We start from the raw sequence: 25559 nt of genomic DNA, 5'->3' as shown, positions 1-25559 counted from the left end.
TTGAGGGGCGTGCCCCGTCAGGGGCGCGGGAACTGCGCGACCAGCCACGTGCGGCCCGCAGTCTCGAACGGCGCTAGCGCTCCAGGACAAGGGCAAGGCCTTGGCCCACCCCGATGCAAAGCGTGGCGACGCCGACGCCGCCGCCACTCCGGGCAAGCTGATGCGCAACCGTCCCGGCGAGCCGCGCACCGGACGCACCCAGCGGATGCCCCAGGGCGATCGCACCGCCCTGCGGATTGAGGATCGCGGTATCGAACTCGGGCCACTCGGCCACACATCCCAGCACCTGCGCCGCGAACGCCTCGTTCAGCTCCAGCACCGACAGGTCGTCGAACCCCTTGCCCGCCTTGGCCAGCGCCCGGTTGACGGCCTCCACGGGCGCCAGCCCGAAGTAGTGCGGGTCGGTCGCGGAGACACCGGTGGCCCTGACCCGGGCGAGCGGCTCGCGGCCGGTGGCCTTCAGGCCCTCCTCGTCGACCAGAAGAAGGGCCGCAGCACCGTCGTTGAGCGGTGACGCGTTGCCCGCCGTCACCGTGCCGCCCTCCTTACGGAACGACGGCTTCAGCTTGGCCATCGTCGCCAGGGAGGCATCCGGACGGACACACTCGTCGGCGGCGAAGAGCACCGGATCGCCCTTGCGTCGCGGGACCGCGACAGGCGCCGACTCCGCGTCGAACAGGCCCTGTTCCCGTGCTCGCGCCGCCTTCTCATGGCTGCGGAGCGCGTACTCGTCCTGCTGCTCGCGGCTGATCTTGTGCTTGTCCGCGATGAGTTCGGCCGACTCGCCCAGCGGGATCGTCCACTGCGGCTCCATGCGCGGGTTGACCATGCGCCAGCCGAGGGTGGTCGAGTACAGCTCGGTGTGTCCGGCCGGGAAGGGCTTGTCGGACTTGGGCAGCACATAGGGCGCCCGGGTCATCGACTCCACACCACCGGCCACGGCGATCGAGGCGTCCCCGACGGCGATGGCGCGGGCCGCCTGGATCACGGCCTCCAGACCGGACGCGCACAGCCGGTTGACGGTCACGCCCGGCACTGAGGTGGGCAGCCCCGCCAGCAGTGCCGCCATGCGGCCGACGTTGCGGTTCTCCTCACCGGCGCCGTTGGCGTTGCCGAAGTACACATCCTCGATGCGCGCCGGATCCAAGTCCGGGGTGCGGGCGAGCAGTTCGCGGATCGCGTGCGCGCCCAGGTCGTCCGGGCGGACCGAGGCGAGACCGCCGTTGTAGCGGCCGATGGGGGTGCGGACCGCGTCGACGAGGTAGACGTCCTTCACTTCAGGCCCTCCGGCACGGTCAGTTCGGCGTCGGTCCTGGCGACGATCTCCTCGGCGCTCACGCCCGGCGCGGTCTCGACCAGGACGAGCCCGTCCTCGGTGATGTCGAGGACACCGAGGTCGGTGATGATCCGGTTCACACACCCCTTGCCGGTCAGCGGCAGGGCGCACTCGGTGAGGATCTTGGGGGAGCCGTCCTTGGCGGTGTGGGTCATGACGACGACGACCGTACGGGCGCCGTGCACCAGGTCCATCGCCCCGCCGATGCCGGTGATCAGCTTGCCGGGGATCGCCCAGTTGGCCAGGTCGCCCCGCTCGGACACCTGCATCGCGCCCAGCACGGCCACGTCGATGTGCCCGCCCCGGATCATGGAGAAGGACAGCGCCGAGTCGAAGAAGGACGCGCCCGGCAGGACCGTCACGGTCTCCTTGCCGGCGTTGATCAGGTCTGGGTCGACGGTCTCCTCGGTGGGGTAGGGCCCGGTGCCCAGGATGCCGTTCTCCGATTCGAGGACCACCTCGACGCCCTCGGGCAGGTAGTTGGGGATGAGGGTGGGCAGGCCGATGCCGAGATTGACGTACTGGCCGTCCCTCAGCTCCCGCGCCGCCCGCGCGGCCATCTGTTCACGCGTCCAGGCCATCAGGACCTCACCGTCCGCTGCTCGATCTTCTTGTCCGCCGCCTGCTCGGGGGTGAGCGCGAGCACCCGCTGCACGAAGATTCCGGGCAGGTGCACCGCGTCCGGATCGATCTCGCCGGGTTCCACCAGCTCCTCCACCTCGGCGATCGTCACCCGCCCGGCCATCGCTGCCAGCGGGTTGAAGTTGCGGGAGGACTTGTTGAAGACCAGATTGCCGTGCCGGTCGCCCTTCGCCGCCCGGACCAGGGCGAAGTCGGTGCGGATGCCCCGCTCCAGCACGAACTCCTCGCCGTCGAACTCCCGGACCTCCTTCGGCGGCGAGGCGAGCGCGACCCCGCCCTCACCGTCGTAGCGCCACGGCAGACCGCCCTCGGCGACCTGGGTGCCCACCCCGGCCGGGGTGTAGAAGGCGGGGATCCCCGCGCCGCCGGCCCGCAGCCGCTCGGCCAGCGTGCCCTGCGGGATCAGCTCGACCTCCAGCTCCCCGGCCAGGTACTGCCGGGCGAACTCCTTGTTCGCGCCGATGTAGGAGCCCGTCACCCGGGCGATCCGGCCGGCGGCGAGCAGGACCGCCAGGCCCGACTCCATCGCCCCGCAGTTGTTGGAGACCACCGACACCCCGGCCACCCCGCGCTCGTACAGCGCCTGGATCAGCACGTTCGGCACACCGCTCAGCCCGAAACCGCCCACCGCGAGCGACGCGCCGTCGGGCACATCGGCCACCGCCTCCAGGGCTGTGGCGACCACCTTGTCCATCCGAGAAGCCCCATCTCTTCCGAGCACCCCGACCTTGATTAGTCAGCGCACTGAGTATTTCCGTGAAGCTCCCCTCACGCTGCCATCGCCGCAGCAGGGCGTCAAGAGCTTGGCGTATGCGCCTCTGGTCCCTTGTGCGGTCGGCAGACAGCCCGGGAGCGGACCGGTATTGTTCAGTGCACCAACGAAAACGACCGAGGGGTGCACATGGCGGCGGCCGACCTCACCACCCACCCCGGGCACCTGGCCCGGCGGCTCCAGCAGGCGCACTACCTGCTGTGGAACACGATGGTCTCCGAGGAGATCACCTCGCCCCAGTACGCGGTCCTCAACACGCTCGTCGCCGAGCCCGGCCTGGATCAGCGCACGGCGGGGGAGCGGGTGGGGCTCGACCGGTCCACCATCGCCGAGGTGATCAGCCGGCTCATCCGGCGCGGACTGCTCGACAAGGTCCGTGACCCGCAGGACGGCCGCCGCTTCCTGCTGCGCCTCACGGAAGAGGGCGTGCGTACCCACCGCAAGCTGACCGTGCGCACCGCCCGGATGAACCAGATCTTCCTCGCGCCGCTGACCGCCGAGGAGCAGACGGTGTTCTTCGACCTCATCCGGCGGGTGTCGGACGCGGCCGAAGGCCTGCGCAATCCGGGGGAGTCCCTGGTGGCGCCCCGCTGACCGGCGCGGTCCGCGCGGGCCGGTCAGGGCGCCTCGGCGTACACCACCCACACCTGGCCCTTCGCGAAGTTCACGGGTGTGCCGTCGCGGGCGGTGAACGCCGTGCCGTCCGTGGCGTCCTCGCGCTCCCAGTTCACGTCATGGGCCCGCCCGTCGCGCAGCACCTTCGCCTTCCCCGAGCCCACCGTCTCGGTGTACGGCGTGTTGTTGCCGAGGAAGTCCCGGAAGGCGGAGTCGCGCACCTTCACGTACTGCACGACGACCGTCGCGGCCGCCATCCGCTTGCCGTCCGCCGTCGTGGCCGGCGTGCCGTCCATGCCGACCAGCCAGCGGTCCCGGGAGTCCGACCAGGTGAAGGTGAAGCGGGCCGCCGGATAGCGCACCGTCTGCGAGTTCGCCTCGGTGCCGCCCGCGGGAGCGGAGCCGTAGCGGAAGCCGGTGGTCAGGGCGGCCGGACCCGGGGCTTCCGGCATGATCCGCTCGGGCCGCACATAGAGGTTGTGCGGGGCCGACCGGTCGGGGTCGCGGAAGAAGGCGTCGGAGGCGCTGCCCGGCGTCGCGGTCCGCAGCGGCGCCTCGTCGATCAGGGGCAGGAGCTTCGTCTGGGCGCCGGAGAAGGCGAGTGTGGGCCGGTCGAACTGGCGCAGCAGCTCCAGATCCGACTCCCGGGCGCTGCGTACCGGGCCGACCGCCTGCGGCAGCTTCGTCGCGTACACCGCCATCAGACGGCTCAGCCCGCCCTCGACCTGCTCCACGTACACCACGTCCGCGGAATCGACACCCGTGGGCGGCCGGGCCGCGTCGGCGTTGTCGATCTTGACGGCGAGGACGGAGCCGTCGGTCGCCGTGGGTGAGGCGCCGCGCTCCGACGCACTGGCCGGTCCCCGCCCGTCGTCCGGCGGACCGCCCCCGCTCGTGCAGCCCGCCGCCAGGGCCGCCGTCACCGTCGCGGCCAGCAGCGCCGCTGTCGTCGCCGCCCGCCGTCCGCGCGCCTCTCGTCCCATGCCCACCGTCGCCACCGCGCCTCACGTCATCCGTTTGTCCTGATTGTGCGCTTATCTGAGCATCGATGGCCACACTCGATCGTTTCTGGCGGGACAGTGTTCCCGTCGCGTCCGTCGATCGGCTCAAGGTTCAGTGCGGGGCACCCGGGTACTCGGGGACCCGCCGAAACGACCGACGCGCACGCCGACGGAGGGAGCGCGAGGCGATGAGGGCAGTGACCTGGCAGGGCAAGCGTGACGTGCGGGTGGAGAACGTGCCCGATCCGACGATCCAGGAACCGACGGACGCGGTCATCCGCATCACCTCCACCGGGTTGTGCGGCTCCGATCTGCATCTGTACGAAGTGCTCACGCCGTTCATGACACCGGGGGACATCCTCGGCCATGAACCCATGGGCATCGTCGAGGAGGTCGGCGCCGGTGTACCTGACCTCCAGGCCGGGGACCGGGTCGTGGTGCCGTTCCAGATCGCCTGCGGCAACTGCTGGATGTGCCTCACCGGCCTGCCCACCCAGTGCGAGACCACCCAGGTCAGCGGCGAGGGCATGGGTGCCGCCCTGTTCGGCTACACCCGACTGTACGGCTCCGTGCCGGGCGCGCAGGCCGAGTATCTGCGGGTCCCGCAGGCGCAGTTCGGCCCGATCAAGGTCCCGGAAGGCCCGCCCGACGACCGGTTCGTCTATCTCTCCGACGTCCTGCCCACGGCCTGGCAGGCGGTCGCCTACGCCGACGTCCCGCAGGGCGGCAGCGTCGCCGTGCTCGGCCTCGGACCCATCGGCGACATGGCCTGCCGCGTCGCCCGGCTTCGGGGCGCCGGACGGGTGTTCGGCGTGGACCTGGTCCCTGAGCGGCTGCGCCGGGCCCGCGCGCGGGGCGTGGAGACGTACGACCTCAGGTCCTTCGACGACGAGAAGGAACTGATCGAGGCGATCCGCGACGAGACCGACGGCCGTGGCCCGGATGCCGTGATCGACGAGGTCGGCAGTGAGGCCCACGGCAGCGCGGCCGCCCGCATGGTGCAGAACGCCTCGGCGATCCTGCCCCGCAAACTGAGCGGCCCGCTCGCCGAACGCTTCAGCGTCGACCGTCTCGCCGCGCTGAAGACCGCGATCGAGCTGGTGCGCCGCGGCGGCACCATCTCGCTGTCCGGTGTCTACGGTGGCATGGCCGACCCGCTGCCCCTGCTCACCCTTTTCGACAAGCAGATCCAGATGCGCATGGGCCAGGCCAACGTCCGCCGCTGGACCGACGACATCATCCCGTACCTCACCGACGAGGACCCGTTGGGCGTCGAGGACTTCGCCACCCACCGGGTGCCGCTGTCGGAGGCCCCGCACGCCTACGAGATGTTCCAGCGCAAGCAGGACGGCGCGGTCAAGGTGCTGATGCAGCCCTGAGCGCTCTCGAGCGTCCTCAGGCGCCGAGGATCTCCGCCAGGTCGTAGCGGACCGGCTCCTGGAGCTGCGCGTAGGTGCAGCTCTCGGGGGTCCGGTCCGGGCGCCAGCGGCGGAACCGGGCGGTGTGCCGGAAACGCTGCCCGTTCTCCATGTGGTCGTACGCCACCTCGGCGACCCGCTCCGGCCTGAGCGGCACCCACGACAGGTCCTTCCGGCCCGACCAGCGGCTCGGCGCCCCCGGCAGCCGTGCCTTCTCGTGGGCGGCCTCGTCGGACCAGGCCGCCCACGGATGCCCCTGGGCGTCGTCCAGGCGCAGCGGCTCCAGCTCCTCCACCAGCTCGGCGCGCCGTTTCATCGTGAAGGCGGCGGACACGCCCACGTGCTGGAGGGTGCCCCGGTCGTCGTACAGGCCGAGCAGCAGCGAGCCCACGACAGGGCCGCTCTTGTGCAGGCGGTACCCGGCGACGACCACGTCCGCCGTGCGCTCGTGCTTGATCTTGAACATCGCGCGTTCGTCCGGGCGGTAGCGCACCGTCAGCGGCTTGGCGATGACACCGTCCAGGCCCGCCCCCTCGTACTGCTCGAACCACTGCCGCGCCACCTCGATGTCGGTGGTCGCCGGAGCCAGGTGCACCGGCGCCGTCACCCCCGCCAGCTCCCCGGCCAACCGCTCCCGCCGGTCGGTCATCGGGACGTCCATCAGCGACTCGTCCCCCAGCGCCAGCAGATCGAAGGCGACGAGCGAGGCCGGCGTCCGCTCCGCCAGCGTCCGCACCCGCGAGTCCGCCGGATGGATCCGCTCCGTCAGCGCGTCGAAGTCCAGATGCCCCTCCCGCGCGATCACGATCTCCCCGTCCACCACACAGCGCTCCGGCAACCGCTCCCGCACAGCCGTCACCAACTCAGGAAAGTACCTGGTCAGCGGCTTGCCCGTACGGCTGCCGAGCTCGACCTCGTCCCCGTCGCGGAACACGATCGCCCGGAACCCGTCCCACTTGGCCTCGTACTGCATGCCCGCGGGGATCGCCGCCACGGACTTGGCGAGCATGGGCAGCACGGGGGGCATCACCGGGAGATCCATGACTTGACTCTAAGAGCCGCTGCCTGGCTCCGCCTGTTGAGCGGGGTTGCGAAAGCCGCAGGTCAGGGCGAGATCGCGCGGAGCTGCGGATGCGCGGCCCGGCCCCGGGCGACACACTGGACGGTGGCGTGTTCCGATCAGGGAGGGGGACGAGGAGGAGCCGCATGGGCTTCGACCAGCTTCCGTCTACGTGGCTCTTCTCAGGGGCCGACGACGCGCTGCTGTCGATGGTGTCCGACGCGCCGACGGAGGCGCTCGAGAAGGCCCACGAGTACAAGATCCTCCGCAGAGTCCTGGACGGCACGTCCGCCGCGGTGGCCATCCTGGACGAACGGCTGCGCTATCGGTACGTCAACGGAGCCATGGCCCGGATGAGCGGCGTGCCGCCCGACGCGTTCCACGGCCGGACCATGGCCGAGGTCCTGCCGGACATCCACCGCTCGGAGGGCACTCTGCGCATGATCCTCGGCGACGGCCGGCCCCGCGAGCTGTCCGTCACCGGCACGACGCACGTGAGTTCGCCGTTCAGGCGCCGGCAGTGGAGCGCGGTGTACCACCGGCTCCAGGACGGCGACCGCGTGCTCGGCCTGTGCGGGATCGCCGTGGAGGTCAGCGGGATGCGCCAGTACATGGACGACCTGGAACGGGCCCACCAGCGGCTGGCCCTGCTGGACACCGCCGCCACGCGGGTGGGCACGACCCTGCGCGTCGAGAAGACCTGTGCCGAGCTGGCCGAGTTCGTCGTGCCGAGCCTGGCCGACCGGGCGTCCGTGCGGATCGTGGACACGGAGGCCGACGACCTGTCGCCGCCGGCCCCCGGTGCCCTCCGGCTGCGCATCATGGCCTCGGCAGGCGGCCCGGACATCGTCGCCCGCATCGGACTGACCGCGAGGAGCGGCCACTACTTCGACGTCCCGCGCGACTCGCCGGTCCGGAGCTGCCTGGACACCGGCCGCCCGTGGGTCGGCAACCTCGCCTCGGACGACGTGCTGCTGAAGATGCTGCGCACACCGCTCGACCTGGAGGTGGTCCGCGAACTCGGGGTCCACTCCATCGTCGTGGTTCCGCTGCCGACACGGGAGCACCCGGTCGGTGTCCTGTACCTGCTCCGAGCCGGCGATTCGGCACCCTTCACCGACGAGGACGTGGTGGTGGCCCAGGAACTGGCCGCCCGGGCCGCCGTCGCCATCGACAACGCCCGCCAGTACACCCTCGAGCACTCGATGGCGCTGGAACTGCAACGTGCCCTGCTGTCCGAGCCGGGCGGTCCGCACCCGGACATCGAGACGGCCTCCCGCTACCTCCCCGCCGGGCACCGCGCCCTCGTCGGCGGGGACTGGTTCGACTCGATGGCCCTGCCCTGCGGACGCACCCTCCAGGTGATGGGCGACGTCATGGGCCACGGCTTCACCGCCGCCGTCGCCATGAGCCAGTACCGCTCCCTGCTGCGCAGCATCGCCGCCACCGGCGCCCCCGTCGAGCGGATCCTCCAGGCCGACCACCGGCTGGCGAGCATCGGCCTGGACCGGGTGGCCACCTGTCTGCTCGCCCTCGTCGACCCCGGCCAGGGCACCTGCACCTTCGCCGGCGCCGGGCACCCGCCGCCCGTGCTGCTGCACCCCGACGGCCCGGCCGAGCTCGTGCACGTCCCGACCGGACCGCCCCTCGGCACCGACCTCGGCGGGTACGAGGCACTGACCCTGCCGGTGCGGCCCGGAACCGTGCTGCTCATGTACACCGACGGGCTGATCGAGGACCGCCGGAGGGACATCGACTCCTCGCTGCGGCGCCTGACCCATCTGCGCCTCGACATCGACGGTCCCCTGGAAAGCGTCGTAGACGCCCTCCTCGCCCGCCTCGTGCACGGCACCACCGAGGACGACGTCACCCTGCTCGCCACCCGTCTGCGCGCCCCGTGACGCCCGAACGCTCCGAATGCGCGGCCCACGCCCTGCGCCTACCGTGGCTCGCATGGGTGACGCGGTGGAACTGGAGGCGGGCGGCCGGACCGTACGGCTGTCCAGCCCGGACAAGATGTTCTTCCCCGAGCGCGGCTTCACCAAGCTGGACCTCGCCCGCTACTACATCGCCGTCGGCCCCGGCATCCTGCGCGCCCTGCGCGACCGGCCCACCACCCTGGAGCGCTACCCCGAGGGCATGAACGGCGAGAACTTCTTCCAGAAGCGGGCGCCCAAGAACATGCCCGACTGGATCCCGACCGCGCACATCACCTTCCCCAGCGGCCGCAGCGCCGACGAGATGTGCCCCACCGAGGTCGGAGCGGTGGTGTGGGCCGCCCAGTTCGGCACCCTCACCTTCCACCCCTGGCCGGTACGCCGCGGCGACGTCGACCGCCCCGATGAACTCCGCATCGATCTCGACCCACAGCCCGGCACCGACTACGACGACGCCGCCCGCGCCGCGCACGAACTCCGGGCGGTGCTCGACGAGTTCGGCGGGCTGCGCGGCTTCCCCAAGACCTCGGGCGGCCGGGGACTGCACGTCTTCGTGCCCATCGAACCGCGCTGGACCTTCACCCAGGTGCGGCGCGCCGCCATCGCCGTCGGCAGGGAGCTGGAGCGGCGCATGCCGGACCAGGTGACCATCAAGTGGTGGAAGGAGGAGCGGGGCAGACGCATCTTCGTGGACTACAACCAGACGGCACGCGACCGCACGATCGCCTCCGCCTACTCCGTACGGCCCCGCCCGCACGCCCCGGTCTCCGCGCCCCTGAGCTGGGACGAGGTGGGGGTCGCGCACCCCCAGGACTTCGATCTCGCGACCATGCCCGCGCGCTTCGCCGAACTCGGCGACGTGCACGCGGACATGGACGACCACCGCTATTCCCTGGAGTCCCTGCTCGACCTCGCCCGCCGTGACGAGCACGACCACGGGCTGGGGGATCTGCCGTACCCGCCCGAGTATCCGAAGATGCCGGGAGAACCGAGGCGGGTACAGCCGAGCAGGGCCAGAAAAGCGCCCGAGGGGCCTACAGCTCCTTGATCCGGATGTCCCGGTAGGACACCACATCCGTCGTGCCGTGCACCTGGAGCCCGAGGTAGCCGGAGGCGAACCGCCGCCCGTCCGTGCCCGGGTCGTCCGAGCGGGGCGGGGTGAAGGCCTGGCCGCCGGTGTTGTCGAACTCGTTGATCAGCACACCGTTGCGGTACACCGAGTAGTGCTGGTCGACCACGCGGATCTCGTAGTCGTTCCAGGTGCCCTTCTGGGTCACGCCGGCGCCGGCGAGCCCCACCCGGTCGAAGCCGTAGACCGACCCCGTCTTGTACATGTCGCCGTCGGGCCGGTCGAGCACCTGCACCTCGTGCCCGTACTTGATGGCGACCCACTCCGGGCGTGACTCCTCCGGATGGTCGTGGACCCAGGGGAAGCGCACGAACACGCCCGAGTTGGCGTTGCCGGTGCCGGGCGCGTCGTCGCGCCACTGGAGCTTCAGCGAGAAGTCGCCGTACTTGCGCTCCGGGAACCACAGCATGCCCATGCCGGGCGTGGTGGTGCTGGAGGTGATCGTCCCGTCGGCGTTCAGCCCGAACGAACCACCGCCCACCTGCCGCCACTTGGCCAACGACTCCGCGCTGCCGTCGAAGAGCGAGCGGTAGCCCTCGGTCTGCCCCGGCTTGCCGATCCCGGACTGGCGGGCGGCCTTCCGGACGGCGTTGTACTCGCGCTGGTCGATCACGCCCTCCTTCAGCAGGGCGTCGAGGACGGACGTCACGTGCTTGAGGAACAGCGCGTGGGACGTCCACTCCTTCTCGTCCTCGATCAGCTCGCCGATCCGGCACCGGTTGTCGGTCACCCGGTTGCGCACTCCCGAGTCGACCGAGCCGACGATCACCGTCAACCGCTCGTCGTACTCCGGGCAGTCGGGCGCCGGCACCTGCCCGGAGACCACCGTGAAGGTCACGGTGCGCGCCGCAGCGGTGTTGCCGGCCTTGTCCGTCGCCCGGTAGGCCACCGTGTGCCCGCCCGCCCGGTCGACCACCACCGGGGCCGAGTAGACGAGATACGGCCCGCCGTCGAGCGAGTACTCGATCTTCTCGACGCCCGAACCGTGCGCGTCGGTCGCCGTGACGGTCACCCGCGCGCTGTTGACGTACGCCCCGGCGGAGTTCTTCGTGCCCTCCACGGACACGCCCGTCACCGGCGGCGTGGTGTCCTGCGGCGGTGCCGCGACGACCTTGAACTGCACGCTCTTCTCCGCCGCCGCATTGCCCGCCTTGTCGGTGGCGCGGTAGCGGACGGTGTGCGTGCCGACCTGGTGCACCATCACCGGCGCGGTGTACGGCTGCCAGTCGCCGGAGCCGATCGCGTACTCGATCGTGTTGACCCCGGAGCCCGTGTCGGAGGCGGAGACGGTGACCGTCGCCATGTCGATGTACGCCCCGTCGGGATCGCGATCCCCGCTCACCGTCGCCGAGGTCTCCGGCGCGGTGGTGTCGTCCGACTGCGGCGCCACGACCGTGAACGCCGCGCTCTTCTCGGCGGAGACGTTCCCCGCCTTGTCGAAGGCGCGGTAGCGGACCTTGTGGGCGCCGACCTGATCGACGACGACCGGCGTGGTGTACGGCTGCCAGGCACCCGTGTCACCGACCGCGTACTCGATCTTCTCGACGCCCGAGCCGCCCTCGTCGGTCGCGTGCAGCGCCACGCTCGCCGAACCGACGTACTCGCCCTGCGTGTTCTGCGTCCCGCTCACATGGGCCGACGCCTCGGGAGCCGTGGTGTCCTCGCCGGTGCCCTCGGTCACCACGAGGATGCCCTGCATCTGGCCGTGGCCGGGGATCGTGCAGTGGTAGAAGTACCGGCCTGGCGTGAGCGTGACCTGGGCGGTGTGCTTGCCGCCCTGGGCGTCGTTCGGGTTGGCCAGGATGTTGAGCGTCACATCGTCGTTGAACTCGGGATCGCTCGTCACGAACGTCAGCGTGTGCGGCATGCCCGTGGTGTTGCCGGTGGCCACACTGTTCTCGAACACGATCGTGGCCGTGCCGGCGACCGCCGTCTTGGGCGCCGAGAGGTACTTGTCGATGTCGTTGCCGGCCGTCCAGGTGAGGACCTGCTCGGCGGCCTTCGCCTTCTCCTTCGGCTGCCCGGACGCCGGCATGGCCTGCACGCCGAGCATCATGAGCAGGGCGGCCAGCAGGGCGGCCCAGATTCTTCGTTGCCGGGTCACTCGGTCCCCCTAGCCAGCTGGTCGGCGGCCGGGGTCGGCCCGCCGCCCTTGTAGGTGACCCGCCACAGGGCCGACTTGGAGTCCGAGGTGAAGAAGCCGCGGCCGTAGTCGAGGACGTACAGCGCACCGTCCGGACCGAACTTCCAGTCCATGAGGTTCTTGATGCCGTCGTTGCCGATCGGCACGATCTTCTTCAGCGACTCCGAGTGCACCGGCAGACCGCCGTCGCCCTGCGTCTTCGGGTCCATGATCACCGCGTTGCGCGGCTGGTCGGCGTCGTAGAAGTCACCGACGAACCACTTGCCGTCCCAGTAGGCGGGCCACTTGGCCCCGCTCGTGCTGCCGGCGTCATACCGGTAGACCGGGCCGTTCATCGCGGCCTGGCCGCCGCCCTTCAGCCAGGGCAGCCGGTACGACGCCTCCTCCGGCTTGTACGAGGGGACGCCGTTCGCGTCCCGCGGATAGTCCGGCGCGCCGCCCTGCGGCGAGTACCAGATGTTGTTGCCGGTGACCGGCGGCAGATTGACCAGGCCGTCGTTGTTCGGCGACTCGTTCTTCGGGCGGTCGCAGTCGTACCAGCCCAGCGGCTTGGACGGGTCCGGCAGATTACGGTCCCGGTAGGGCTGCTTGTTGCCCATGCAGTACGGCCAGCCGCGGTTGCCCGCCTTGGTGATGGCGGCGAACGTGTCGTACTTGGCCGGACCCCAGGTCGTCGAGGGCGCGCTCGCGTCCGGACCGACCCAGCCCGCGTAGAGCACGTCGGTCGACTTGTCGACGAAGATACGGGCGGGGTTCCTGACCCCCATCACATAGATCTCGCCGCGGGTCTTGCCACCGCCCTCGTCGGTCTCCTTCCCGGTGAAGAGATTGCCCTCGGGAAGCGTGATCGTCCCGTCCGGCTCCGGGTGGATGCGCAGGATCTTGCCGTTGAGGTTGTTGGTGTTGCCGGCCGTGCGGCGCGCGTCCGCGAAGGAGACGCCCTTGTAGTTCGGCTGCGGGTTGTTGCCCGAGTAACCGGAGCTGAAGCCGCTGGAGTTGTTGTCACCGGTGGCGATGTACAGATTGCCCTTCGAGTCCCAGGCCATCCCGCCGCCCGAGTGACAGCAACTGTGAATCTGCACCGGCCACTTCAGCAGCACCTTCTCGCTGGACAGGTCCAGCTTGTTCGTTGCCTGGTCGAGCGTGAAGCGGGAGACGCGCCGCTCTGCCATCCGTGTGTCGCGGTTGATCTGCGAGTGGGGCGTGTAGTGCAGATACACCCAGCCGTTCGTCGCGAACCCCGGGTCCAGCTCGATGCCGAGCAGCCCCTCCTCGACCTTGATCAGCTCGTCGCCGCCGCCCTTGTTGCCGAAGACGGTGAGCGCACCCGCGAGCGTGACCTGCTTGGTCTTCGGGTCGTAGACGTGGATCTCGCCCTTGCCCCTGCCGATGTCGGGGTTGTTCCAGTCGGTGACCACCGGCTGCGAGGAGTCGGCGCCGCCCCGGCCGATGTAGAACACCCGGCCGTCGGGCGCGGTGACCAGCCCGTGCGGTTCGCCGATCTGGTCGTTCTGCCCCGGCTGGTTGGGCTTGGTCAGGCGCTCCGCCTGGTAGCTGGCGTTGATGGTCGCCTTGCAGTCGGCCTGCTCCAGCCGGGTCGTCCACAGCAGCGCGCCGCGCAGATGGGCACGGAAGTCGGTCTCGTCGTACGACGACACCGTGCCGCCCATGCCGGTGTAGAAGGAACGGCCGCCGTCGTAGTCGCGGCACCAGCTGACCGGGTGGTCCCAGCCGTTGGCGCCCGTGCCCGGCTGGTAGCTCGACTCCCGTACCCGGGCGACCGTATGGACGTCACCCGACGGGTTCTTCACCCAGTTCAGCCACTTGTCCGGGTGTTTCCACTGCACCGGCAGGTCCTTGGTGGCCGGGTGCCTGCGGTCGCCGACCTCGACGGTCGCCCGCTGCACGGCCGAGGCGCTCGACGCGGCCGGGCGGGCACCCACCAGTCCGGTGAACCAGTCCGAGTACGGCTCCGCGCGCGCCGCGTCATGGAGGCCGACGAACCCGCCGCCGGCCTCCATGTACGCCTCCAGGCCCGCCTCCTGCTCCGCGTCGAGGACATCGCCCCCACCGGTCAGGAACACGATCGCGTTGAAGCGGCCGAGCCTCGTCTCATTGGTGAACACCGAGGCGTCACCGGTGGCTTCGACCTTGAAACGACGGTTCGCCGGGCCCGAGAGCCCGATCTTCTCGATCGCCTCGATCCCGGCGTTCACGACCGGGGACTCCTCCCCGGCCGCCGCGGAACCGTGGAAGATCAGCACCCGTACATTCGCGCCGCCCGGCGGCGACTTGATCGACATCGTTGTCAGCGGGGGTTCCGGATACGGCCGCGCGTTCGCGGCCGGCCCCGTCAGCAGCCCGGCGGTCACGACTCCGGCGGCCACGGAGGCCGCCCAGACGCGTCTTCTCTTGCTCAACCCTCGTAAGTGCATGGGCACCTCCACGGTCACAGCAACACCGCCAAGGAAGCTAAACCCCTTTGCATCTCCCGCCAATACCTATGACCGGGATGGCTCCAACTTTGTCTTGAGTGTGGATAAACGGGGGCGTGGCCGGTACCGTCGCACAGGTTCATCACAGGTACGCCTCCGTAAAAGCCTTACCAGGGTGGGGAGTTCCGCATGGACAGACGCAGCTTCAACCGACGGGTCCTGCTGGGCACCGCTGCCGTCGCGACATCGTTGTCCGTGGCGCCGGAGGCCATCAGCGCCGACGGACCGGCGAAGACGGCGCCCGCCGGAGGCGAGGTGAAGCGCATCAAGCTGTACGCCGAGAAGCTCGCCGACGGGCAGATGGGCTACGGCCTCGAGAAGGGCAAGGCGACCGTCCCCGGCCCGCTGATCGAGCTCAACGAGGGCGACACCCTGCACATCGAGTTCGAGAACGCCATGGACGTGGCGGTGAGTCTGCATGTCCACGGCCTGGACTACGAAATCACCAGCGACGGCACGAAGATGAACCGCAGTCATGTCGAACCGGGCGGCACCCGCACCTACACCTGGCGCACCCACGCCCCCGGCCGCCGCAAGGACGGCACCTGGCGGGCGGGCAGCGCGGGCTACTGGCATTACCACGACCACGTCGTCGGCACCGAACACGGCACCCAGGGGCTGCAGAAGGGTCTGTTCGGCCCGGTGATCGTCCGGCGCAAGGGCGACGTCCTGCCGGACCGGACGCACACGGTCGTCTTCAACGACATGCGCATCAACAACAGGCCGCCGCACTCCGGTCCGAACTTCGAGGCGACGGTGGGGGATCGCGTCGAGTTCGTCGTGATCACGCACGGCGAGTTCTACCACACGTTCCATATGCACGGTCATCGCTGGGCGGACAACCGCACCGGCATGCTGACCGGCCCCGACGACCCCAGCCAGGTCATCGACAACAAGATCACGGGCCCGGCCGACTCCTTCGGCTTCCAGGTGATCGCGGGGGAGGGGGTCGGCGCCGGCGCCTGGATGTACCACTGCCATGTGCAGAGCCACTCCGACATGGGGATGGTGGGGCTGTTCCTCGTGAAGAAGCCGGACGGGACGATCCCCGGGTACGACCCCCATGATCACGGGGACGCACAGCACGCGAGCGAGCGGCAGGGCGACGGGCGGCAGGAGGGCGCGCACGAGCACTGACGGACGCGTGGGGCGTATGAGGTGACATCCTCTCCCGTGTGCGCGAGAGCGCTCTCACGGCGCCGCGCCCCGGGGCTATCCTGATCCGCAACCGCAGATGAGGAGCCCCGAAGTGACCGACACCGCGCCGCGTCCCACTCTGGAGGCCGTGGCCGCCCGGGCCGGTGTCTCGCGGGCCACCGTCTCGCGTGTGGTCAACGGCGGGGACGGGGTGCGGGACGTCCTCGTGGAGCGGGTCCGCAAGGCCGTGGACGAACTCGGGTACGTGCCCAACCAGGCCGCCCGCTCCCTGGTGACCCGGCGGCACGACGCGATCGCGGTCGTCGTCGCCGAACCCGAGACCCGGGTCTTCGCCGACCCGTTCTTCGCGCTCCAGCTGCGCGGCATCAGCAAGGAGCTCACGGCCCACGACAACCAGCTCGTCCTGCTGCTCACGGAGGGCCGGGACGATCACGCCCGGGTCGGCCGGTACCTGGCCGGCGGACATGTCGACGGGGCCCTCGTCTTCTCCCTGCACCTCGACGACCCGCTGCCGGAGCTGATCCAGCGGGCCGGTGTCCCCACCGTCTTCGGCGGGCGGCCGGGCTGGAGCGGCGACCGGCGCGGTGTGGTGTACGTCGACAGCGACAACCGGGGTGGTGCCCGCGACGCCGTCCGCCATCTGGCCGGCCTCGGACGCACCCGGATCGCGCACATCACCGGCGCACTCGACCAGACCTCCGCGGCGGACCGGCTCGACGGCTACCGGGACGTCATGGCGGACGCCGACCCGCGGCTGATCGCCGAGGCCGACTTCACCCCGGCCGGGGGTGAGCGTGCGATGCGCGAGCTCCTCGACCGCTGCCCGGACGTGGACGCGGTGTTCGCCGCCAACGACCTCACGGCCTCCGGTGCCCTGCGCGTCCTGCGCGAGTCCGGCCGCCGCGTCCCCGACGACGTCGCCGTGATCGGCTTCGACGACATGCTGCCCGTGGCGGAACAGACCGACCCGCCCCTGACGACGGTCCGTCAGGACATCGAGGAGATGGGCCGCCTGATGGCCCGGCTGCTGCTGCGTGACCTCGACCGGGGCACCTCGCACGGGGGTCCGGACGAGGGCGCGGCCGAAGCGCCCTCGAGCGTGGTGCTCCCGACGACACTGGTACGGCGCGCGTCGGCGTAGTGCCTCACGCCGCCTGCGGCTCGCTGCGGATCACAGCGAAGCGTGCCCCGTACGGGTCGGCGAGCTTGGCCAGGCGGCCGGCACCCGGCAGCTCCGTGGCGGGCAGTCGGACCGTGCCGCCCAGCTCCTGTGCCCTGTCGGCGATGGCGTCCGGGTCGGTGACCTCGAAGTACGGCAGCCAGTACGCCTCCTCCTCGACCGGGTCGTCGGCCAGCGGCACGACGCCGCCGAACATGGCGTCCTCGGGCTCTCCGGCGGGGACGAAGGTGGTGTAGGCGCCGCCGGGGAACTCGACGCCGACGGTCTCCAGGCCGAGCACCGAGTGGTAGAAGGCGGCCGCGGCGGGGACGTCCGCCGTGTACAGCTCCACCCAGCACAGCGAGCCGTGCTCCTGGACGACGTCCAGGCCCTTGTTGCGCCCCGGCTGCCACAGGCCGAACAGCACCCCCGCCCGGTCGGCGAGGATCGCCATGCGGCCCAGGTCCCGCACGTCCATCGGCTGCATCAGCACCGAGCCGCGCGCCTGCTCGGCCGCCTTCGCCGTGGCGTCCGCGTCCGGGGCCTGGAAGTACACCGACCAGGAGGGCGGGCCCTGCTCCGGCGTGGTCTGCATACCGCCGGCGGCGCTTCTGCCGCCGAGCTGGAAAAGGCCGTACCCCCCGACATCGGGGGCGCCCGGCTGGAACCGCCAGCCGAACAGGTCCCCGTAGAAGGCGGCGGCGCCGTCGATGTCGGGTGTGCCGACATCGATCCAGTTCGGAGCGCCGGTGACATACCGGGTGGTGAGCATGGTCGCCCTCCTCGCACAGAGTCCGGTCGTCTCTCTGCCGAGTCTGGCACCGCCCACTGACAAACGCCGCCGGAGACCTGCCGGGGCGGGGTGCGCGAGGCTCCCGCGCGCCGCCGTGCGCCGGCTCGTCGAAGAGGTGATGATCGGAGTGGCCGGGGGTGCGTGAACGCGGTGTTGATCCCGCGTTGATCGAACGTTTTTCGCCGACCGCGACGCTTCTGGCCATGCACATCGACACGATCACCATGCCCGAACTCGCCTGGCAGCAGGAAGCGTTGTGTGCGCAGACCGGGGCGGACTTCTTCTTCCCCGAGCCGGGCAGTTCGGTGCGGGAGGCGAAACGGATCTGCGGCCTGTGCCCGATCCGCTCGGCGTGCCTCGAGTACGCGCTGGACAACGACGAGCGTTTCGGCGTCTGGGGCGGCCTGTCGGAGAAGGAACGGCTGGAGCTGCGGCGCAGGTCGGGCTAGAGCCTGTCGCACGCGACAGCCCCCTGGCGGGACATCCCGCCAGGGGGCTGAGCGTGTGGCTGCGGCTGCCGGGTCAGGCGCCGGCCGCCCGGGCCGCCATGCGGGCCTTGCGCGCGGCCAGCTTCTCGTCGAACTTCGACGCCTCGGCGTCCAGGCCGCTCATGAACAGGCCGAGTTCCTCCTGCGCCTTGCGGCCCTCGGGGCCCAGGCCGTCGATCTCCATGATCTTCAGGAAGCGCAGCACGGGCTGGAGCACGTCGTCGTGGTGGATGCGCATGTTGTAGACCTCGCCGATCGCCATCTGTGCGGCGGCCCGCTCGAAGCCGGGGATGCCGTGACCGGGCATCCGGAAGTTCACGACCACGTCCCGCACCGCCTGCATCGTCAGGTCGGGCGCGAGCTGGAACGCCGACTTGAGCAGGTTGCGGTAGAAGACCATGTGCAGGTTCTCGTCGGTCGCGATGCGGGACAGCATCCGGTCGCAGACGGGGTCGCCCGACTGGTGGCCCGTGTTGCGGTGCGAGATGCGGGTGGCCAGCTCCTGGAAGGCGACGTAGGCGACCGAGTGCAGCATCGAGTGGCGGTTGTCCGACTCGAAGCCCTCGCTCATGTGGGACATGCGGAACTGCTCCAGCTTGTCCGGGTCCACGGCGCGCGAGGTGAGCAGGTAGTCCCGCATCACGATGCCGTGCCGGCCCTCCTCGGCCGTCCAGCGGTGCACCCAGGTGCCCCAGGCGCCGTCACGGCCGAAGAGCGAGGCGATCTCGTGGTGGTAGCTGGGGAGGTTGTCCTCGGTCAGAAGATTGACGACGAGTGCGATGCGGCCGATCTCGGTGACCTTGGACTGCTCCTTCTCCCAGGCCTCGCCGTCGTCGAAGAGGCCGGGGAAGTTGCGCCCGTCGGTCCACGGCACATACTCGTGCGGCATCCAGTCCTTGGCGACCTGCAGATGCCGGTTGAGCTCCTTCTCGACCACTTCCTCCAGTGCGTACAGCAGCTGGGCGTCGGTCCAGGCGCCGGCGGGGCTGCCGAGGTGGGGAGTGGTGATCGTCATGGACTCTCCAGGGGACATGCGTACGAGCGGTGAGCGGTAACTTACGGAATCGTAGGCTACGTTTCCGTAGGTTACGATGCCGTAGGTTAAGAGCTCTGTAAAGGCCGCTGATCAGCGGGTCGCTCGCGCGCTCCGCAGCGTCCCCGGGACCCGCAGGTCGAGGGCCGGAAGAGGGACGAAGCGGCCCGGTCAGGCATACAGCTCCCGCAGCCGCACCGAGAGGCACGTCACACATCCCTCGAGCTTCTCGAACTCGCTGATGTCCACGACGACCGGTTCGTACCCGAGGTCCGCGAACAGCTCCGCGGTCTTCGGCGCGCTCGCCGCCATCAGCAGTTTGTCACCGCCGAGCAGGACCACGTGCGCGCCGGCCTCCTCGGGCACCGGCAGGAAGCGCGCGAACAGCGACGGCGTGTCCATCTTCGGGATGTGCCCGATGACCGTGCCGTCCGGCAGCGCCGTCACCGCCGACTTCAGGTGCAGCACCTTGCTCACCGGTACGGCGACGACCCGCGCGCCCAGCGGCTCGAACGCGGCGCGCAGCTGCTGCACGCCCGCGGCGTTGGTGCGCCCGCCCCGGCCCACGTACACGGTGTCGCCGATCTTCAGGACGTCGCCGCCCTCCAGCGTGCCCGGCTCCCAGATCCAGTTCACCGAGCAGCCCAGACCGGCCACGGCCTCCTCCACCCCGGCGGTCTCCGGGCGCCGGGACTCGGCGCCCGGGCGGGCGATCAGCGCGACGTTCCGGTACATCACGACCGTGTCCTCGACGAACACCGAGTCCGGGCAGTCGTCGGCCGCATCCACCTCGATGGTGTCCCAGCCGTGCGCGCGCAGGGCCGCCACGTACGCCTCCCACTGCTCGACCGCGAGGTCGGCGTCGACCCTCTCCCGCTCGATGTGCGTCACCAGCCCCTCGGCAAGACGCGGGCTGGGGCGGCGGACGAGGGCCTTCTTGCTGGGCACGAGCGTGACTCCGTATCGGATGGGACGTGTCGGGACCGCACCGACAGGACCTCCGGGATCGACCGGAACGCATCGGGCGTCAGCCGACCATGATGCAGGGCGATCCCGCGGGAGGACACCCCCGGGAGGGAGGGAGGAGCTGGGGGTGCGGCGCCGGGGGATCGCAGGGGGATGAAGTCCGGCTCGGGGTGGAGGGGGTGAAGCACGGCTCAGGGGTGCAGGGGACGAAGTCCCCGCTGGGGGCGCAGGGGGCGGAGCCCCCGCCGGGGTCCGAGGCGAGGTCCCCGCTGTGGGGCGCAGGGGGCGGAGCCCCCGCCGGGGCCCGGGGCGAGGTCCCCGCTGTGGGGCGCAGGGGGCGGAGCCCCCGCCGGGGCCCGGGGCGGAGCCCCGAGGCAGGGCGAGCCTCTTACCCAACCGATTCGGGCGGGTGGGTGGGAAACAGGGACAACGCCCCCGCCGAGGCACGGGCAGAACCCCGAGGCAAGGCAAGCCTCCTGCCCAACCGATTCGGGCGGGCGGGTGGGCAAAGGCAAGGCCCCTACCCCAGCAAAGCCCGCCGCAGGTGCTCCCCGGTGGACGAACCCTCCGCCTCCAGGAGCTGCCGCGGCGTGCCCTCGAAGATGACCTCGCCGCCGTCCCTGCCGCCGTCCGGGCCGAGGTCGATCACCCAGTCGGCACGGGCGACCACGTCCAGGTTGTGCTCGACGACGACGACCGTGTTGCCCGTGTCGACCAGCCGGTCCAGCAGGCCGACGAGCCCCTCCACGTCCGCCATGTGCAGACCGGTCGTCGGTTCGTCGAGAACGTAGACCGCGCCCGTCCGGTGCAGCCGCGTGGCCAGCTTGATGCGCTGCCGCTCGCCTCCGGAGAGCGTGGAGAGGGGCTGGCCGAGCGTGAGATACGTCAGTCCGACGTCCCGCAGTGCGCGCAGCCGGCGCCGTACGCCCGGGTCGTCGAAGAAGCCGAGGGCCTGCTCGGCCGTCATCTCCAGGACGTCGGCGATGGAGCCGCCCCGCACGGTGAGCCGCAGCACCTCGTCCCTGAAGCGCCGTCCCTCGCAGTCGTGGCAGGTCGTCGTCACCGGGTCCATGAAGGCGAGGTCGGTGTAGATGATGCCCCGGCCCTCGCAGGTGCCGCAGGCACCGCTCGAGTTGAAGCTGAAGAAGCCCGCCTCGGCCCCCGTCTCCCGGGCGAAGATCTTCCGTACCGTGTCCATGATCCCCAGATAGGTCGCCGGAGTGGACCGGCCCGAGATCCCGATCGACGACTGGTCGACGACCACGGCCTCGTCGTGGGCGGCGGTGAACTCCGCGACCAGGGTGCTCTTTCCCGACCCGGCGACCCCGGTCACCGCCGTGAGCACACCGGCCGGGAACCGTACGGTGACGTCCCGCAGATTGTGCCGGTCGGCTCCCTTGACCCACAGGTCGCCGACGGGCCCGCGCACCTCGTCCTTGACCGTCGTACGGGTGCGCAGACAGCGGCCGGTGAGCGTGCCGGACGCGGCCAGCTCCTTCGGGGTGCCCTCGAACACCACCGTGCCGCCCCCGGTGCCCGCCCCCGGGCCCATGTCCACCACATGGTCGGCCAGCGCGATCACATCCGGGTCGTGCTCGACGACCAGCACGGTGTTGCCCTTGTCGCGCAGCCGCAGCAGCAGATCGCCGAGGCGGCCCACATCGCGCGGGTGCAGGCCGACGCTCGGTTCGTCGAAGATGTACGTCATCCCGGTCAGGCTGGAACCGAGGTGCCGCACCGTCTTCAGCCGCTGCCCCTCCCCGCCGCTGAGCGTGGCCGTCTCCCGGTCGAGGCTGAGGTAGCCGAGCCCGATCGTCTCGATCCGCTCCAGCGCGGCCACCGCCGCCCCCGCGATCACCCCGGCCACCGGATCGTCGATCCCCTTCAGTACGGCGATGAGATCGGGGACCTGCATCCCGGCGCACTCGGCGATGGAACGCCCGTTGATCCGGGTCGCGAGCGCCGCCGCGTTGAGCCGGGCTCCCCGGCAGGCCGGGCAGGTGCCCTCCACCAGGAACTCCCGGACCAGGTCGCGGGTCTTCTGGCTCATGGCCGACAGGTCCCGCTTCAGATACAGCCGCTCGAAGCGGTCGGCCAGCCCCTCGTACTCGGTGGTCCAGGTGCCGCCGGTGCCGTTGACCTTGACCTTGCTGCCGCCGGGCCGCCCGCGCATCAGGAACTCCCGCTCGCCGGCCGTGAACCGCCCCACCGGCTTGTCCGGGTCCAGGTCGGCGCTGTTCGTGTACGCCTGCCCCTGCCAGGTCCCGGCGGCGAACGGCGGGAAGCGGACCGCCCCGTCGGCGAGGGAGCGGTCCGGGTCCACGATGCGGTCCCAGTCGGGCCGGACCGTACGGCCGAGGCCGTCGCAGTCGGGGCACATGCCCGACGGGTCGTTGAACGAGTAGGCCGTGGCCGGCCCGGCGCTCGGGGTGCCGTGCCGGGAGAACAGCACCCGGATCACCGAGTAGACGTCCGTCATGGTGCCGACGGTCGACCGGGAGTGGCCGCCGACCGGCCGCTGGTCGACGACGATCGCGGGGGAGAGGTCCTCCAGGCCGTCCGCGTGCGGCCGCTCGTACTTGGGCAGCCGGTTGCGGACGAACCACGGATACGTCTCGTTCAGCTGGCGCTGCGACTCCACCGCGATCGTGTCGAACACGACGGACGATTTCCCCGACCCCGAAACGCCGGTGAACACGGTCAGCCGGCCTTTCGGGATGCGGAGGGTGACGTCCTTGAGGTTGTTCTCGCGTGCTCCGGTCAGGGTGATGACATCGTGCGTGAAGTCGGTCATGCCGCCGACGCTAGGCGGAATACCCGACAGCCTCTGGCGTGATTTCCTTCAGTTCTCCGTCCTCCATCCGCAGCCAGCGCGTGATGCCGATCGACTCCAGGAACGGCAGGTCGTGACTGGCCACGATCAGCGCCCCCTCGTAGGACTCCAGGGCCGTGGTGAGCTGATGCACGCTCGCCATGTCGAGGTTGTTGGTCGGCTCGTCGAGCATGAGGAGCTGCGGCGCGGGCTCCGCCAGCATCAGCGCGGCCAGCGCCGCCCGGAAGCGTTCGCCGCCGGACAGCGTCGCCGCCTTCTGGTCGGCCCGGGCGCCCCGGAACAGGAAGCGGGCCAGCCGCGCCCGGATCCGGTTGTTGGTGGCGTCCGGCGCGAACCGGGCCACGTTCTCGGCGACGGTCAGCTCCCCGTCGAGAACATCGAGCCGCTGCGGCAGGAACCGCAGCGGGACATGCGTCCGCACGTCGCCCGACTCCGGATCCAGCTCGCCGGTGATCGTGCGCAGCAGGGTGGTCTTGCCCGAGCCGTTGCGCCCGATCAGCGCGACCCGCTCGGGGCCGCGCAGCTCGAAGCCGCCCTCCACGCGGGCGCCGTACCGGAGCCCGAGATCCTGGAGGGTGAGGACGGTACGCCCCGGCGGCACGGCCGTGTAGGGCAGGTCGACACGGATCTCGTCGTCGTCCCGTACGGCCTCCACCGCCTCGTCGAGCCGCTCTCTGGCCTCGGCGAGCTTCTCCTCGTGCATGATGCGGTGCTTGCCCGCGGACTCCTGCGCCGCGCGCTTGCGCGCCCCCATGACGATCTTCGGCTCGCGCTTCTGTTCGAACATCTTCTGCCCGTACCGCTTGCGGCGGGCCAGCTTGACCTGCGCGTCGGCCAGTTCGCGCTTCTGTTTGCGGAAGTCGGACTCGGCGACGCGCACCATGCGCTCGGCCGCCTCCTGCTCGACTGACAGGGCCTCCTCGTAGTCGGAGTAGTTGCCCCCGTACCACGTGATCTCGCCGGAGCGCAGATCCGCGATCTGGTCGACGAGGTCCAGGAGTTCACGGTCGTGGCTGACGACGACCATCACACCCGGCCAGGACTGGACGGCCGTGTACAGCCGCCTGCGCGCGTACAGGTCGAGGTTGTTGGTCGGCTCGTCCAGCAGCAGCACATCGGGCCGGCGCAGCAGCAGCGCGGCCAGTCGCAGCAGGACCGACTCGCCGCCCGAGACCTCGCCGATGGTGCGGTCCAGCTCGATGTGTCCGAGCCCGAGTTCGCTCAGGGTGGCCAGGGCGCGCTCCTCGACGTCCCAGTCGTCGCCGACGGTCTCGAAGTGCGCCTCGGCCACATCGCCCGCCTCGATGGCGTGCAGCGCGGCCCGCTGTGCGGCGATGCCGAGGGCCTGGTCGACGCGCAGGGTGGTGTCGAGCGTGACGTTCTGCGGGAGGTAGCCGACCTCGCCGGCGACGCGGACGGCGCCGTCGGCCGGTGCGAGCTCAGCGGCGATCAGCTTCAACAGGGTGGATTTTCCCGACCCGTTGACACCGACCAGGCCGGTGCGGCCCGGGCCGAAGGCGACGTCCAGGCCCTCGAAGACGGAGGAGCCGTCGGGCCAGGTGAAGGAGAGGGACGTGACAGTGATCGAAGTAGGCATGCGGGGCCTCTTTCGCGGTTGCTTGATGCGGTCAGGGGCAAACGCGTATCGAGACACCTGCGACCAGGGAGGAGGGAGTCCACAGGCATGAGAAAAGCCCTGCACCCAAGGACGGCTCGATCGCCGAGGTCGCACGCAGCGCACACACCTGATGTGTGTGACGCGGTGTCTCAGGACCTCAGACGAGCAACGTCCTTCTCCAATCGGCGGCAACAGGACGCTTCCCAACGTACGAGGGGGTGTCGGGCCTGTCAACGAATTAACGTGCGGCCCGAGCGCCCCGAGGAGGCCCCGTGACCGACGGCCCGCTCTCGCTGCCGGCCCGGCTCTGCCTGCTGGCCTGGGACTCCGCGCGGCCGTCGGCCGCAGGCACCGGCCACCTGGCCGGCCTCGTGCGGGCCGGCGCCCTCACCGAACTGGCCCAGCGCGGACTGCTCACCGACGAGGACGGCATCGCCACGCCGGTCGACATGGACGCGCGCGCCGGTGACGCCGTCCTCGACGGGCTGCTGGAACTGGTCCACGAGTCGTGCCCGCACTCCTGGCGCACCTGGGTGACACTGCGGGCCCGGGTGACCCTCGACGCCGTGCGGGAGCAGCTCGTGGCCGGGGGGTATCTGCGGGCGGAGAAGAAGCGGGTCCTCGGCGTGTTCCCGTCCGTCGAGTACGCGCTGGAGCGCGCCGCCGCCGTGGACGCGCTGCGGGACGAGACGGGGCGGGTCCTCCAGGGACCTCTGCCGGTCGCCGAGACGTCCGAGCGGGACGCGGCGCTCGTCGCCCTCGCCGTCGCGGCGCACCTGCTGCCCGAGAAGGACGTCCGCGTCCATGGGTGGCGGGTCGAGGAGCTGACCGAGCGTGCGGGGGCGGTGGCGCCCGGGCTGTGGAAGATCGTGCGCGAGGTGCGTGGGGCGGTGGCGGCGGAGTCGACGGCGCCTGCCCGGAGCTGACTCACGTTCATGCCGGATTCCTGCCAGCCATGGCCCC

The 25559-nt window shown here is 70.8% G+C and carries 20 protein-coding genes; 8 read left to right on the top strand and 12 right to left on the bottom strand.

The window, feature by feature from the left end:
* Positions 1 to 73: 73 nt before the first annotated feature.
* From ACFT32_RS06505 to ACFT32_RS06495, 3 genes are read right to left on the bottom strand one after another with little or no spacing between them, the layout of a single operon-like run.
* On the bottom strand, positions 74 to 1276 hold the full coding sequence (locus ACFT32_RS06505) for a thiolase family protein (RefSeq protein WP_382486438.1): 1203 nt from the start codon (positions 1274 to 1276) through the stop codon (positions 74 to 76).
* Positions 1273 to 1917 carry a CoA transferase subunit B gene (locus ACFT32_RS06500; protein WP_382486436.1) on the bottom strand — a complete coding sequence of 215 codons (645 nt, stop codon included), beginning with the start codon at positions 1915 to 1917 and terminating at the stop codon, positions 1273 to 1275. Before ACFT32_RS06500 ends, ACFT32_RS06505 begins: the two co-directional genes overlap by 4 nt.
* Positions 1917 to 2672 carry a CoA transferase subunit A gene (locus ACFT32_RS06495; protein ID WP_382486434.1) on the bottom strand — a complete coding sequence of 252 codons (756 nt, stop codon included), beginning with the start codon at positions 2670 to 2672 and terminating at the stop codon, positions 1917 to 1919. Before ACFT32_RS06495 ends, ACFT32_RS06500 begins: the two co-directional genes overlap by 1 nt.
* 207 nt (positions 2673 to 2879) lie before the next feature.
* On the opposite strand from ACFT32_RS06495, the gene ACFT32_RS06490 reads away from it, so the two are divergent.
* Positions 2880 to 3344, top strand: coding sequence for a MarR family winged helix-turn-helix transcriptional regulator (locus ACFT32_RS06490; protein ID WP_215117379.1), 465 nt, complete (start codon positions 2880 to 2882; stop codon positions 3342 to 3344).
* A gap of 23 nt (positions 3345 to 3367) precedes the next feature.
* On the opposite strand, the gene ACFT32_RS06485 is transcribed toward ACFT32_RS06490, so the two are convergent.
* Positions 3368 to 4348, bottom strand: a complete 981-nt coding sequence (locus tag ACFT32_RS06485) for a DUF3048 domain-containing protein (RefSeq protein WP_382486432.1) — start codon at positions 4346 to 4348, stop codon at positions 3368 to 3370.
* Between the two features lie 206 nt (positions 4349 to 4554).
* On the opposite strand from ACFT32_RS06485, the gene ACFT32_RS06480 reads away from it, so the two are divergent.
* Entirely contained in the window at positions 4555 to 5745 is a 1191-nt protein-coding gene (locus ACFT32_RS06480; RefSeq protein ID WP_382486430.1) for a zinc-dependent alcohol dehydrogenase, read from the top strand.
* Positions 5746 to 5761: 16 nt separating this feature from the next.
* On the opposite strand, the gene ACFT32_RS06475 is transcribed toward ACFT32_RS06480, so the two are convergent.
* On the bottom strand, positions 5762 to 6826 hold the full coding sequence (locus ACFT32_RS06475) for an ATP-dependent DNA ligase (protein ID WP_382486428.1): 1065 nt from the start codon (positions 6824 to 6826) through the stop codon (positions 5762 to 5764).
* 164 nt (positions 6827 to 6990) lie between these two features.
* Between ACFT32_RS06475 and ACFT32_RS06470 the strand changes: the two genes are divergently transcribed.
* Positions 6991 to 8745 (top strand): SpoIIE family protein phosphatase, encoded by a 1755-nt coding sequence (locus ACFT32_RS06470; RefSeq protein ID WP_382486426.1) that lies wholly within the window; start codon positions 6991 to 6993, stop codon positions 8743 to 8745.
* 52 nt (positions 8746 to 8797) lie between these two features.
* The gene (gene ligD, locus ACFT32_RS06465) at positions 8798 to 9829 is read left to right on the top strand and encodes a non-homologous end-joining DNA ligase (RefSeq protein WP_382486425.1); all 1032 of its coding nucleotides are present in this window, start codon (positions 8798 to 8800) and stop codon (positions 9827 to 9829) included.
* Here the strand turns inward: ligD and ACFT32_RS06460 are convergent.
* Both ACFT32_RS06460 and ACFT32_RS06455 read right to left on the bottom strand, forming a co-directional pair.
* The gene (locus ACFT32_RS06460) at positions 9816 to 11966 is read right to left on the bottom strand and encodes an OmpL47-type beta-barrel domain-containing protein (protein ID WP_382487068.1); all 2151 of its coding nucleotides are present in this window, start codon (positions 11964 to 11966) and stop codon (positions 9816 to 9818) included. The two genes, ligD and ACFT32_RS06460, sit on opposite strands and share 14 nt — an antisense overlap.
* Before the next feature lie 44 nt (positions 11967 to 12010).
* Positions 12011 to 14488: a ThuA domain-containing protein gene (locus tag ACFT32_RS06455; protein WP_382486423.1), complete on the bottom strand. Its 2478-nt coding sequence runs from the start codon at positions 14486 to 14488 to the stop codon at positions 12011 to 12013.
* Between the two features lie 189 nt (positions 14489 to 14677).
* On the opposite strand from ACFT32_RS06455, the gene ACFT32_RS06450 reads away from it, so the two are divergent.
* Together ACFT32_RS06450 and ACFT32_RS06445 are read left to right on the top strand one after the other, a co-directional pair.
* Positions 14678 to 15685, top strand: a complete 1008-nt coding sequence (locus ACFT32_RS06450) for a multicopper oxidase domain-containing protein (protein WP_382486421.1) — start codon at positions 14678 to 14680, stop codon at positions 15683 to 15685.
* Positions 15686 to 15797: 112 nt separating this feature from the next.
* Positions 15798 to 16847, top strand: coding sequence for a LacI family DNA-binding transcriptional regulator (locus ACFT32_RS06445; RefSeq protein WP_382486419.1), 1050 nt, complete (start codon positions 15798 to 15800; stop codon positions 16845 to 16847).
* 4 nt (positions 16848 to 16851) lie between these two features.
* On the opposite strand, the gene ACFT32_RS06440 is transcribed toward ACFT32_RS06445, so the two are convergent.
* Positions 16852 to 17637: a VOC family protein gene (locus ACFT32_RS06440; protein WP_382486418.1), complete on the bottom strand. Its 786-nt coding sequence runs from the start codon at positions 17635 to 17637 to the stop codon at positions 16852 to 16854.
* A gap of 224 nt (positions 17638 to 17861) precedes the next feature.
* On the opposite strand from ACFT32_RS06440, the gene ACFT32_RS06435 reads away from it, so the two are divergent.
* On the top strand, positions 17862 to 18107 hold the full coding sequence (locus ACFT32_RS06435; protein ID WP_382486416.1) for a WhiB family transcriptional regulator: 246 nt from the start codon (positions 17862 to 17864) through the stop codon (positions 18105 to 18107).
* A gap of 73 nt (positions 18108 to 18180) precedes the next feature.
* Here the strand turns inward: ACFT32_RS06435 and ACFT32_RS06430 are convergent, their stop codons facing one another.
* The 4 genes from ACFT32_RS06430 to ACFT32_RS06415 form a co-directional block, all read right to left on the bottom strand.
* The gene (locus ACFT32_RS06430) at positions 18181 to 19161 is read right to left on the bottom strand and encodes an acyl-ACP desaturase (protein ID WP_382486414.1); all 981 of its coding nucleotides are present in this window, start codon (positions 19159 to 19161) and stop codon (positions 18181 to 18183) included.
* Between the two features lie 189 nt (positions 19162 to 19350).
* Positions 19351 to 20127, bottom strand: a complete 777-nt coding sequence (gene ddaH / locus ACFT32_RS06425; RefSeq protein ID WP_382486413.1) for a dimethylargininase — start codon at positions 20125 to 20127, stop codon at positions 19351 to 19353.
* 538 nt (positions 20128 to 20665) lie between these two features.
* Positions 20666 to 22939 (bottom strand): ATP-binding cassette domain-containing protein, encoded by a 2274-nt coding sequence (locus ACFT32_RS06420; protein ID WP_382486412.1) that lies wholly within the window; start codon positions 22937 to 22939, stop codon positions 20666 to 20668.
* A 10-nt stretch (positions 22940 to 22949) separates the two neighbouring features.
* The gene (locus ACFT32_RS06415; protein ID WP_382486410.1) at positions 22950 to 24575 is read right to left on the bottom strand and encodes an ABC-F family ATP-binding cassette domain-containing protein; all 1626 of its coding nucleotides are present in this window, start codon (positions 24573 to 24575) and stop codon (positions 22950 to 22952) included.
* A gap of 293 nt (positions 24576 to 24868) precedes the next feature.
* Between ACFT32_RS06415 and ACFT32_RS06410 the strand changes: the two genes are divergently transcribed.
* Entirely contained in the window at positions 24869 to 25522 is a 654-nt protein-coding gene (locus ACFT32_RS06410) for a GPP34 family phosphoprotein (protein ID WP_382486408.1), read from the top strand.
* The last annotated feature ends 37 nt before the right edge of the window (positions 25523 to 25559 follow it).

Source organism: Streptomyces sp. NPDC057002 (assembly GCF_042673825.1).
Taxonomy (GTDB): Bacteria; Actinomycetota; Actinomycetes; order Streptomycetales; family Streptomycetaceae; genus Streptomyces.
Note: the sequence above shows the minus strand (reverse complement) of the source record. Positions and strands in the feature narration are given on the sequence as shown.